The organism is Shouchella patagoniensis (genome assembly GCF_002019705.1).
In the GTDB taxonomy this organism is placed as follows: domain Bacteria; phylum Bacillota; class Bacilli; order Bacillales; family Bacillaceae_D; genus Shouchella; species Shouchella patagoniensis.
Map to the genome: position 1 here is coordinate 1,606,760 of NZ_KV917377.1, position 12,561 is coordinate 1,619,320.

8 protein-coding genes and 1 pseudogene are annotated in these 12,561 nt (G+C 36.6%); 3 read left to right on the top strand and 6 right to left on the bottom strand.

From position 1 onward, the window contains the following. Positions 1-81 precede the first annotated feature (81 nt). The 3 genes and pseudogenes from BK584_RS08700 (at position 82) to BK584_RS08705 (ending at position 4,910) form a co-directional block, all read left to right on the top strand. A complete protein-coding gene (locus BK584_RS08700; RefSeq protein ID WP_169871145.1) occupies positions 82-1,101 on the top strand; it encodes an LCP family glycopolymer transferase in 1,020 nt (339 codons plus the stop codon). A gap of 347 nt (positions 1,102-1,448) precedes the next feature. Beyond that, positions 1,449-2,048, top strand: a pseudogene (locus BK584_RS25775) (N-acetylglucosaminidase); the annotation flags it as partial. Further along, positions 2,037-4,910, top strand: coding sequence for an SH3 domain-containing protein (locus tag BK584_RS08705; protein WP_245808990.1), 2,874 nt, complete (start codon positions 2,037-2,039; stop codon positions 4,908-4,910). The pseudogene BK584_RS25775 and the gene BK584_RS08705, both read left to right, overlap by 12 nt. A 55-nt stretch (positions 4,911-4,965) precedes the next feature. Here the strand turns inward: BK584_RS08705 and galU are convergent, their stop codons facing one another. From galU to BK584_RS08735, 6 genes are all read right to left on the bottom strand, one after another. Then, entirely contained in the window at positions 4,966-5,850 is an 885-nt protein-coding gene (galU, locus tag BK584_RS08710) for a UTP--glucose-1-phosphate uridylyltransferase GalU (RefSeq protein WP_078392244.1), read from the bottom strand. Positions 5,851-5,935: 85 nt separating this feature from the next. Next, positions 5,936-7,471, bottom strand: a complete 1,536-nt coding sequence (locus BK584_RS08715) for a glycosyltransferase family 2 protein (protein ID WP_078392245.1) — start codon at positions 7,469-7,471, stop codon at positions 5,936-5,938. Between the two features lie 307 nt (positions 7,472-7,778). Then, positions 7,779-9,938 carry a bifunctional glycosyltransferase/CDP-glycerol:glycerophosphate glycerophosphotransferase gene (locus BK584_RS08720; protein WP_169871146.1) on the bottom strand — a complete coding sequence of 720 codons (2,160 nt, stop codon included), beginning with the start codon at positions 9,936-9,938 and terminating at the stop codon, positions 7,779-7,781. Between the two features lie 104 nt (positions 9,939-10,042). Beyond that, positions 10,043-10,438, bottom strand: a complete 396-nt coding sequence (gene tagD / locus BK584_RS08725; RefSeq protein WP_078392247.1) for a glycerol-3-phosphate cytidylyltransferase — start codon at positions 10,436-10,438, stop codon at positions 10,043-10,045. 122 nt (positions 10,439-10,560) lie between these two features. Next, on the bottom strand, positions 10,561-11,310 hold the full coding sequence (locus BK584_RS08730) for a CDP-alcohol phosphatidyltransferase family protein (RefSeq protein WP_078392248.1): 750 nt from the start codon (positions 11,308-11,310) through the stop codon (positions 10,561-10,563). 2 nt (positions 11,311-11,312) lie between these two features. Next, the gene (locus BK584_RS08735) at positions 11,313-12,500 is read right to left on the bottom strand and encodes a CDP-glycerol glycerophosphotransferase family protein (protein WP_078395484.1); all 1,188 of its coding nucleotides are present in this window, start codon (positions 12,498-12,500) and stop codon (positions 11,313-11,315) included. Between the last annotated feature and the right edge of the window lie 61 nt (positions 12,501-12,561).

A 12,561-nucleotide genomic window follows, 5' to 3' on the forward strand; every position in this document is an offset into this window, starting at 1 on the left:
TGATATAATTCGTAGTTGAACTACTTGGTTATGTCGATTTATGCTTATTATTTTATTTATTGTGAAATGAGGGATAGACGTATGAAGGAAGACTCAAGAAAACGTCGCCGCAAAAAAAGACGAACGAGATTGATCTTAAAAGTTACATTAATCACTGCACTCATTGCACTATTAGCCACTGGAACTGGTGCATGGTATATTTTAAACCAATTAGATGAAACGGCATCTGGCTCTTTCCAAGGACTTGATCGTGGGAATAAATCGGAACTTCGAGTGGAACCTGTTGATGTCGGAAAAGATAATTTTTCGATGTTGTTACTTGGTAGCGACTTTCGTGAAGGCGATGGAGTTGAGCGTACAGATACAATGCTAGTAGCAACGTTTAATAAAGACAAACGTTCGATTATGCTCACTAGTATCCCTCGTGATACGTATACAGAAATAATTGGTTATCGAGGGGGCGGTTATTACGATAAAATTAACCATGCCCACGCTTTTGGAGAAATCGATATGACAATAGACACGGTCGAGAATCTACTAGACATTCCTATTGATCATTATGCGTTAGTCCGATTCGATGGTTTAGTTGAAATAATTGATGCTCTTGATGGAATAGAAGTCGATGTAACATATGAGTTTGATTTTAAAGAAAAAAGCCGTAATGTTGATTTTACTTTTACTGAAGGACCAACTAAAATGGATGGCGAAAAAGCCTTAGCCTACGCTAGAGAAAGAAAATCATCTGCTAGTGGTGGCGACAAGGGACGTGGCATCCGACAACAGCAAATAATTGAAGCTATTATTGATCGTGCAGCATCTTTTTCTAGTATCACACGGTTTAACGATGTCTTTAATGCTGTTGGGAATAACATTCAAATGGATTTAACCTTTGGTAACATCGTTTCTCTTCACGGTTATGCTTCATCAATTAATTCAATTGAAAGGAACCAACTTCAAACCTCTGGCACTCGTCGTCCAGACATTAATGGAGCGAGCATTTGGTATGAAGACATTGATGAACCTGAATTAATTGAGTTACAGAATACATTAAAAAACCATCTTGAAATAAATGAAAATCCATCAACTACTGTTCAACAGTAAGTAAAAACCCCCATTGGCGAAATTTGGGGGTTTTTGCGTATAAAAGTTGTGTTTTCACAACAAAATATGAGAAAATGTCTTAACCCTATTAAATTATGAAACTAGTTGTTCGATACTATTAATTGAGGGATTTTTACTAATTGGAGGTGTTTCCCATACAAAAGAAATTATTAATTGCTGGTAGCTCTGCTTCAGCACTTACAATCATCGCTTCAGCTTTTCCACTACAATCTGCATATGCTAGCTCAGTTGTTGTAAAAGAAACACACTACGACGTGTCGTTTGATACAGCTGTTAATCGTCAAATGAATTCATCCGCTCCTCCTCAGACGGACAAGAGTGGCCGTTGGCAAAATGCAAGTCGTTCAGATGTTGCTTATTATATGAATCCAACAAACTTTTCCCAAGGTACTTCATCTTATTTGCAGTTCTTGGATTTACAATCAAGTGCGGGGCTTGGAGCGAGTACGATTAATAATCAGCTTCTAGCTGGTAAAGGTACTTTATCAGGACAAGGACAAGCCTTTATTTCTGCTAGTAAGCTATATGGTGTAAATGAGATTTACTTAATTTCTCATGCGCTATTAGAAACTGGAAATGGTACATCCAGTCTTGCAAAAGGCGTTCAAGTAAACGGAAAAACAGTTTATAACATGTATGGTATCGGCGCATTTGATGGCGATGCAGTCCGTATGGGTGCTCAATACGCCTATAATCAAGGTTGGTTTACACCTGAAGATGCAATTATTGGAGGCGCAAAATTTGTTTCCAACAGTTATATGGCTCGTGGGCAAAACACCCTTTATAAGATGCGTTGGAATCCAGCTAATCCAGCTACATACCAATACGCAACTGATGTAGGGTGGGCTGTAAAACAAACACATCATATGTCTAATCTTTATAGTTTGGTTAATGATTATCAACTATCATTTGATGTGCCAGTTTACAAGGGTCAACCTTCAGGTGAACCTGGAGAAAATGAACAACTGGAACAACTTCCCACAAATACATATGGGACAACAACTGCTCGTTTAAATGTTCGCACAGGTCCAGGGCAAAATCATGCCGTAATTACAACCCTAGATTCCAATACCAAGGTTGAACTACTTGCCAAGCAAGGGAATTGGTATCAAGTCAAAGTGGGCTCAATTAACGGATTTGTCTCTGCGGATTATTTAAAATTAGACCCTGAAAGTGAAGATCAAGTTGACGAAGGTTCTCAAAAGCCCATTGCTGAAGGAAAAACAACTGCTCGTTTAAATTTACGCAGTCAACCGAATACATCTAGTTCAATTCGGACAACCCTCTCCTTGGGACAAACTGTGCAAATTCTACAAAAAGAAGGCAACTGGTATCAAGTCAAAACTGGCTTTCAAACCGGATGGGTTTCTGCTGACTTTATTACAATTACATCTGACAATGATCAGGCTGAACAAAATCCTTCTATCGGCTCTGCCACTACCACTGCTCGCTTAAACTTGCGCACTGGGGCTGGCACAAACCACCGTATTGTTACAACGCTACCTGTCGGGCAAAAGCTGGAACTTCTTAAAAAAGAAGGCAACTGGTATCAAGTTAAAGCCGGGTCTCATACGGGGTGGGTTTCTGCTGACTTTATTAAATCTGACGGCAATGGTGGAAGCAATGTCGGGCAATCTTCTTCTATCGGCTCTGCCACTACCACTGCTCGCTTAAACTTGCGCACTGGGGCTGGCACAAACCACCGTATTATTACAACGCTACCTGTTGGGCAAAAGCTGGAACTTCTTAAAAAGGAAGGCAACTGGTATCAAGTTAAAGCCGGTTCTCATACGGGATGGGTTTCTGCTGACTTTATTAAATCTGACGGCAATGGTGGAAGCAATGTCGGGCAATCTCCTTCTATCGGCTCTGCCACTACCACTGCTCGCTTAAACTTGCGCACTGGGGCTGGCACAAACCACCGTATTATTACAACGCTACCTGTTGGGCAAAAGCTGGAACTTCTTAAAAAAGAAGGCAATTGGTATCAAGTTAAAGCCGGGTCTCATACGGGATGGGTTTCTGCTGACTTTATTAAATCTGACGGCAATGGTGGAAGCAATGTCGGGCGATCTTCTTCTATCGGCTCTGCCTCTTCCTCCGCCCACCTCCGCGTGCTCCCCGCGTCCCCTACACGCCGCCCTACCGTTCCAACGCTACCTGTTGGGCAAAAGCTGGAACTTCTTAAAAAAGAAGGCAATTGGTATCAAGTTAAAGCCGGGTCTCATACGGGATGGGTTTCTGCTGACTTTATTAATTTATCAAGTGATTCAGGTAAGGCATCGAGTAAAGCTGAAACAATTAATAAATCTGGTATGACAACAACACGGTTAAATTTACGAACCGGTCCTAGTACTTCAGATAGGATTGTTACAACGTTAAACAAAGACCAAGAACTAACAATTAATCAAAAGCAAAATGATTGGTACCAAGTAACGATTGGCTCACAAACCGGTTGGGTCTCCGCACAATATGTTACCTTATTAAAAGAAAAACAAAGCATTCAAGCAATGAGTCGTTCTTTTTCATTTGCAGCTTTCATTGATCAAAATGAAAATACAAATAAAGTGACCGATGATGCAACGGAACTATCCAAAATTGAAAATCAAAAAGATGAAGAGCTAGAGCAAGACGAGGGTCATAATAAGAATGAAGAACGTAAGTCTACTGAGCAAGATTCTGATTCCTCTCTAGATGAAGATGTTTCTCTTGATAACGACGCTTCTGAAGACCAGAATGCAGATGAGCAAGATTCTGATTCCTCTCTAGATGAAGATGTTTCTCTTGATAACGACGCTTCTGAAGACCAGAGTGCGGATGAGCAAGATTCTGATTCCTCTCTAGGTGAAGATGTTTCTCTTGATAACGACGCTTCTGAAAACCAGGATGCAGATGAGCAAGATTCTGATTCCTCTCTAGATGAAGATGTTTCTCTTGATAACGACGCTTCTGAAGGCCAGGATGCAGATGAGCAAGATTCTGATTCCTCTCTAGATGAAGATGTGTCTCTTGATAATGCCGCTTCTGAAGACCAGGGTGCGGAGGAGCAAGATTCTGATTCCTCTCTAGAGGAAGATGTTTCTCTTGATAAGGACGCTTCTGAAGACCAGGATGCAGATGAGCAAGATTCTGATTCCTCTCTAGATGAAGATGTTTCTCTTGATAACGACGCTTCTGAAGGCCAGGATGCAGATGAGCAAGATTCTGATTCCTCTCTAGATGAAGATGTTTCTCTTGATAATGACGCTTCTGAAGACCAGGGTGTGGATGAGCAAGATTCTGATTCCTCTCTAGATGAAGATGTTTCTCTTGATGACGACGCTTCTGAAGACCAGGATGCAGATGAGCAAGATTCTGATTCCTCTCTAGATGAAGATGTTTCTCTTGATGACGACGCTTCTGAAGACCAGGGTGCGGATGAGCAAGATTCTGATTCCTCTCTAGATGAAGATGTTTCTCTTGATAACGACGCTTCTGAAAACCAGGGTGCGGATGAGCAAGATTCTGATTCCTCTCTAGGTGAAGATGTTTCTCTTGATAACGAGAATTCTGTTGACAACAACTCATTGAATGAGAGTGCTGAAGAAGACGAAAACTCGATTATCACCAAAGAAGAAATACAATTAGAGATAGAAGCAATCTTACTATCTAGTCCTGACCTAACGGCAACTCACCTAGAAGAATTAGAAAAAGGAGATACAATAGAAATCGTGTCTAAAGACGGCAATTTCTACAAAGTGATTGTAAATGGTGTAGAAGGCTGGCTTTCTTCAGAGTCACTTTCATAAAATAAGAAAAAAAGCTAAGCGATTGCTTAGCTTTTTTCTTTACTTATTTAATCTTTTATTTACGAACCATATCTTCAAGTTCAAGATACTCTTTCATTTTTTCAATTAAAGCAGGTTTTAAATCTCCCCTTTGCATCGCAAATTCAAGTGTCGTTAAGACAAACCCTAGCTTCTCTCCAACATCATATCGTTTGCCCTCAAAATCATATGCAAAAACTTGTTGTTCTTCATTTAGCATTTGAATAGCATCTGTTAGCTGAATTTCACCACCAGCTCCTGTTTCTTGCTTCTCTAAATGTTTGAAAATGGCAGGTGTCAGCAAATAGCGTCCCAGTATAGCCAAGTTAGAAGGTGCTTCCTCCACTCTTGGCTTTTCTACAAAGCGGCTCACGCCATACAAACGACCTTCTTTTGTTGTGGGATCAATAATACCATATCGATTTGTTGTGTCATGCGGCACTTGTTGTACACCAATGATACTCGCTTCTTTCTCTTCGTATTGCTCAATTAGTTGCTTCAAACAAGGTTTATCATTTTGCACAATATCATCACCAAGCAGAACGGCAAAAGGTTCATCACCAATAAACTTGCGGGCACACCAAACCGCGTGACCAAGACCTTTTGGCTCCTTCTGGCGGATGTAATGAATATCTACTTTCCCTGCTTTTTGAACGGCTTCTAACAATTCATATTTTTCTTTTTCGGCTAGGTTTTGCTCTAATTCAAACGCATGATCAAAATGATCTTCAATCGCACGTTTTCCTTTTCCAGTGACAATAATAATGTCCTCAATACCTGATTCAATTGCTTCTTCGACAATATATTGAATTGTTGGTTTATCCACAATCGGCAACATTTCTTTTGGCATTGCTTTTGTAGCAGGTAAGAACCTTGTACCCAGACCAGCAGCTGGAATAATCGCTTTTTTGACTGATTTCATTATTCTTTATTATCCTTCCTTCTTATAAACTTTTTATTGAGTAGCTTATCTTCATCGGATACAAATAGAGTCTTCTAGAGAAAAATCAAGAAATTTTAACTCCGATATTGCCGTTAATTGTTTTATAGAGCTTTAATTGTTTTTCAGAATCTATTTCCACACGTAATTCTGCTTCATTATCTTTTTGGACAAGTGTTTTTTCATAATCATTATAGCCAAGTAGAAACTGGTAACCTGTTGCATCCAATTCACTTAACTTCTCTAAGGGAATTGTCACATTTACCACATTTCCACTTTGGCTTAAATCCACTTTGAATCTATAGGTATCTATAGCCGATTCTCTGCTTTGTAATATACAGGACTCCACGTTGACTTCACTGTGGCTTAATACTTGTATTTCTAATTTAATCTCATTCGCTACGATGTCTTGTTTAAGAAGTTCTGCTTTAACTTCTATTGGAAGTAAAAGCTTTGTTCCATCTTCAAGGTGAGCCTGTTTATATGATAAGCCATCCTTTGACAGATAAGATACTTCTCCGTTTTTCTTAGACCACTTAGCCAATAAAACTAGCTTTTCATATTCATGATTCATGGCAAAATGATAGTATTGTTTATTAATCGGCTTAATGATTGTCTCTTCAAACGAATACGAACGTTTTGCAGCAGTAAAAATTGAAATGACTTTATGAAATTTATCAAAATAAGCTTGTTTATTTTTGCTTTTCACAAAGTGATTTCGATCAAATAAACGAGTAATACTGTCAAATTCAATAATGCGATTAACAATGTTTTTTTCTTTCTCTGGAGGTAGGTTTTTCTTTAACACATGCTTTAATACGGCTATATTTGTATCCATTTTTTGCATAATATCGGTTTGTTTAACGAGCGAATCATTTTCATCTAAGCGGTTCAAATAATAGACTGGTTCCGTAGTAGTTGATACGGTGTCAGCTGCTATAATCACATCGATAAAAAACTGTTTATCCTCTGCAAATTTCATTTCAGGGAATGTGATATTATTATCCCTTATCAACTTTAAACGCACCATTCTCGATCTTGGACCTAAGTGATAGAAGAAATGCTTAATCAAGTATGGAGATACATTTCTCCGTTCTCGACTCGATTCATATCGACCAATTACTTTTTCTGATTTAGAGTTTACTTCAATTGTTTTTCCGACGGCATAATTAGCGTTTGTTTCTTCCAACAAATCAAATAACGTTTTTATACCAGTTGGATACAACCAATCATCAGCATCAAGAAAGAAAACATATTCGGAATTGGCCAAATGCACACCTAAATTTCTTGGGTGAGCAGGCGTACCTGTATTTTGTTCTAAAAAAACGCTCACAACATTTTCATACATATTCGAGTACTTTTTCATTAGCTTTTTGCTTCCATCAGTCGAATGATCATCAACAAGTATGCAAGTAATATTATCTCGACCTAAGTTTTGTAAAAGTACTGAATCAACGGTCCGTTGAAGCCATTTTTCAGCATTATATACTGGTACTATGACCGTAACCGACGTATTACGATGTAACGCTTTTTCATTTATAATTTCGTACCCGATTTTATTTTTTATTGAGTCTTTTTTTGTTAGCAAATTTAAGAATCCCATACTGTTACCTCCAATAGAAATACACCTATAAGTCACGCGTATATTACTTTCATTCTACTTCCCTTTTGGTATAAAAATAAACAGCATTTGCAGGATTTCATTAACTTTACTTAAATCTTTCATAATTACCCATTTAAACAATAAATACCCACACCGGAAGTTTACAATACAACTTTTGTGTGGGTATTTATTGTTATTTATTTTATTAGGTTCTGGCCATAATTAGCTCCAAACATGTCATATATAGAGCTTACTACACTTCATTCAATTACAGCTTTTGAAAGCACTCTATTATTCAGAGAATAATTTATCTGTTACTTCTTATCACTTGATCAATAATTTTTCTTGAAGCTGTACCATCATCCAAATGGCAAAACTTTGTATAAAAATCATCTACCCGCTGTTTATAAGATTCTTTTATGGCTTCAATGTCTTGAATCGCTTTAATCACTTCATCTGATGTTCTTAGCAATGGTCCTGGTGCTTCTTGTTCAAAATCAATATAAAAACCACGTAAGTCATCTCGATAATTATCCAAATCATACGTGTAAAAAATGATTGGTCTCTTCAAGTTAGCATAATCAAAGAAAACTGAAGAATAATCAGTAATAAGCAAGTCTGAAATCAAATACAGTTCTGAGATATCATCATAGTGTGATAGGTTATACACAAAGCCTTCCAACCCATCTACATTTAAATCATCTGCAATTAAATAATGCATACGAAGCAAAATTACGTATTCATCACCTAATTTATTCCTCATATCAAATAAATCCAGCTTCACATCAAACTTATATTTACCCCGTTCAATAAATTCATCGTCTCTCCATGTAGGAGCATACAAAATTATTTTTTTATTTTTGGGTAAGCCAAGAGACACTTTCAACTTTTCTTGATACTCACTATTGTTCTTTGAAGGATTGTAAAATAAGTCATTCCTCGGGTACCCAACATCAAGCATCTTTTTTTCAAAATGGAAGGCACGCTTAAATATCTCTGTAGAATAATCATTCGGTGAAACTAGATAATCCCAATCTTGAGTTTCGTTATAAAAATTTTGTTTATAAGTTGCTGTAGAAGTACCCGGCATTTTCACTTCCTTCATATCTGCCGCTAATCTTTTTAAAGGAGTACCATGCCAGGTTTGCAAATAAACAGTTTCTTTTCTTTTATCAAGTGTTTTTTCTTTTCTCGCATTCATAACCCAGAATTTAGATGTTGCTGCATAATAATAATATTTTAAACTTAATCGCTTTACTTTTTTTGCTGGACCCGGAATGGTCTTATCAGAGGGCTCGGAAAAAGCCCATATATATTCAAATTCTTTACCTTTCTCATTATACATCTCTTCATATATTGCCCTTGGGCTACATGCATAAGATTTTCCACCGAAGCTTTCGAAGAGTACCCGATTTTTCCGTGTTTTTATTTTACTGAATAAAGTGTTTGCTATCTGCTGGTTCAGCTTTTTTTTGTTTTTTAACCCTGCTTTCCAATTAGCTATATTGACTCTTTTGTTAAGCCATTGTTCTGTTTTAATTATATCACCACTCAAATGAGCTCTAATTTGTCGCAGTCCTAATCTTCCACTATTTTCAATATATTGGTCATCTACTTTTTCTAATTTCTGTTGAAGCTCTTCAAAATTAGCTTTAAATAAGTCTCTATTTTCTTCCTTTGCCCATTCCTTAAAATAAGTTCTTAAAAACCATTTCGTTATATATTCTTTTAACCAAAAGTCCGTTTCTTCTTTTAAATTAGCTTGCTGGTGAGAAATAAAATCAACCCATTCATTAAACTTATTCTTAAAAGGTTCTATACTTAAAGAGGGACGCTCAATTGGATCGTAACATTCTCCCTTAATATAGAGTGGAAACTTTAGATAAGTCACATTCTCTGCTCTTTTTAACGTATTAATCATAAAATCAAAATCTGTATAGTAGTGAAAATCGTCATTAAAAGTAAGTTGGTTCTCTTTTAAAAAAGCATTACTATACAACACACCAGCTACTGACATTCTTTTTAATGCCTTTTTTCTCTTTGTTTCTTTCCAATTAAATGTACTTGCATTATAAATCGTAATGGGTTTTACGCGGTTAGATTTTTGCATTCTAGTCATTAAAATAGGTGCATCACTTAATTCCATTAAAGAAGCGATAAAAAGAAGGGAGTTGTTTACTAAATAATCATCACCGTCTAAAAAAAGAACATATTCACCATTAGCCTGTTTTAAACCAAAGTTCCTTGCGTAAGCAACGCCTCGATTTTCTTCTAAAGCAATAACCTCTGCTCTAAGTGCCAATTGACTTTTTGTTTCCTTAATAAGCTCTAAGCTCTGATCAGTAGAACCATTATCTATAATAATAATCTCTTTATTTTCATAATCTTGATTGTTTAAAGATTCCAAACATCTCTTTATATAATCCTGTTTGTTATAAACAGTTATAAGGATTGATATTTTTTGCATAATCATCTTCACTCCTATTTGGCTATACAGAACATATTACGTTTAACATTTTCTCTATTTTCCTTATTCCAAATAAAAACCAGCGTTTAAACGCTGGTTTACATTTATTGATTCGCCTCAAACAATTCTGTTTTGATCTTTGTCGTAGAAATTCCTTCTGTCCGAGGCAGATAAACCACATCACAGTATTCGGTTAGAAAATCAAATTTTCCATCCCAATCATCTCCCATAACAAACACATCAATACCATGCTTTTGTACGTCCTCAACTTTTTGTTCCCAGTTGTCTTCAGCAATCACTTCGTCTACATAACGAATTGCTTCCAGAATCATTTTGCGGTTTTCAAAGCTGTGGTATGCTTCTTTTTCTTTTATTGCATTAAATTGATCTGATGAGATCGCCACGATTAAATAATCACCTAGATCTTTTGCCCTCTTTAATAAATTGATGTGTCCCCAGTGAAGTAAATCAAACGTTCCATACGTAATTACCTTTTTCAACGAATTTCCCTCCTAATTTATTTACCATTTTCATCTATATTCAAGCGGTCTACTATAATTTTTCATCAGAGTCAGTATAGCATATTTCCATACGAATCATTTTGTAATTTCTTGGACATTTCTTAAAAACTACGTACCGTTATCACCAATCGTAGAGCTACTTTTAATACCATAATTAAAAGGAAAATAACTATATATAGAGGTTGAATAAAGAAACCTGTAATGAATGTTCCTAATGTTAATAAGAACAGTACCAAAAAGAACCCTGGCAAACCAAGCAACACACCCGCTAGCTCAAAAACAAATGACTTTGTACGTATTTTATTTACTGGATCTCTTTCGTTTACCTGGTTTGCGTTTGTCAATTGGTAAGCAATCGGTACAAACAAAGCCATAATCACAAGTGTGATAACTAGATAAAGTACTCCAAGTTCGAGAGGGCTAAGCAATAACCTATCCCACAAGACTAGTAACGCAAAGGGCATAGCCAAAAATACAGGCAATGTTGCTCCTTGAATGAGCAAATCAATAAAGTATCCTTTTTTAGATGTTTTACCTGTTAACCTTGCTACCTCACCGTCAACACAATCAAGCAAATAACCAATATTATAACAAAAGAAGGCAAGTATAAAAGAAATTGGTGTTGCTTGAAGCAGCCAAAAGCCAGAAAAAACAACGAATAAGGCACTCATCCAACTAATGCTATTCGGACTTAAGCGTAATTTCATGAATAAGATCGTAACAAAAATTGATAACCGTCGTAGTACATACCAAGACCACAAGTCTTCCTTTGAACTGTAGGCTTGAGATTTTTCACGTAATCGAGTAATCTCTTTCGTATCAAACCAAGTCGCAGCAAGTCGCTTCTCCATCTCTAGCGTACCACTCCTTTGCTCTCTCCAAATAACTCGTCCACAACTCGTTTCGTTGCTTGACCATCTTCTAATGAGCAAAATTGCGATGAGAACGCAGAAAACGAATCGCCTTCAACTTGTTTCATTTCTTTTATTGCTTCAATTAATTCCGTTGTTGTTTTAACTACAGGACCTGGAGCCTGCTTCTCCAGTTGAAAATAAAAGCCTCTAATATCATCTCGATACTCATCTAAATCGTATGCAAAAAACAAAATTGGTCTATTTAAAATGGCATAATCAAAAAAGACAGATGAATAATCAGTAATCAATATATCGGAAATTAAGTAAAGCTCATTGATATCATAATAAGCAGATACATCTTTCACAAACTCGTTCTCTTCAATGGCGAGCTTATCACTTATAAAAGAATGCATCCGCAATAGGAGCACATATTCATCCGAAAAAGCATGTTTAAACGCATCTATATCGAGTTGCATATTAAAATGATAAGAACCAGGACCTTTGTTGTGATGATCCCTCCATGTTGGGGCGTAAAGCAATACCTTCTTCTCACTTGGAATATTAAATTTCCGCTTAATATTATTAATTGTCTCTTCATTATTACCTAATACAAGCATATCGTTTCTAGGGTATCCCGTCTCCAAAATGCGATTAGAATATTTAAATGCACGCTTAAAGATAGTTGTAGAATACGAATTAGGTGAAATCAAATAATCCCAGTTCGACGCTTCTCTATGAAAGTTCTCTACGTATTTTTCTTTTGTTGTTCCAGGCATCCGTACTTCATCCATATCAGAAACTAATTTTTTCAATGGGGTTCCATGCCAGGTCTGTACGTATGTTGTGTGTCTAGGCTTCTTAATCCAATTAGGCATCCTGCTATTCGTCACCCAATATGCTGATCTTGCCATTAATATAAACCATTTTACACTTAATCGTTCCACGTAAGGGATGCCATTTTCTTTGAATTTTGTTTGATGCTTTTTATTAACACTCCAAACAAGGTCATATTCGGCATAGTTCTCTCTCATGTACTCATAAATTGCCCTAGGGTTACAACTATATTGTTTTCCCGAAAAACTCTCAAACATAACTAGTTTTTTTCGAACCGGTAATTTTGAAGCTAAAAAGAAGGCTGTTGCTGACATTTTCCGTACGACATTTATCTTTTTTAATCGTTTTATCATTTCTACAAGTAACCCCTTTGCAAACAAACAGACATCCCCACATTACAGTAACTGTATGTGG

Coding starts and splice junctions, on each gene's coding strand:
- BK584_RS08720 (WP_169871146.1), bottom strand. CDS start 9,938: ATGCAAAAAATATCAATCCTTATAACTGTTTATAACAAACAGGATTAT.
- BK584_RS08735 (WP_078395484.1), bottom strand. CDS start 12,500: ATGATAAAACGATTAAAAAAGATAAATGTCGTACGGAAAATGTCAGCA.
- BK584_RS08730 (WP_078392248.1), bottom strand. CDS start 11,310: ATGGAGAAGCGACTTGCTGCGACTTGGTTTGATACGAAAGAGATTACT.
- BK584_RS08715 (WP_078392245.1), bottom strand. CDS start 7,471: ATGGGATTCTTAAATTTGCTAACAAAAAAAGACTCAATAAAAAATAAA.
- galU (WP_078392244.1), bottom strand. CDS start 5,850: ATGAAATCAGTCAAAAAAGCGATTATTCCAGCTGCTGGTCTGGGTACA.
- BK584_RS08700 (WP_169871145.1), top strand. CDS start 82: ATGAAGGAAGACTCAAGAAAACGTCGCCGCAAAAAAAGACGAACGAGA.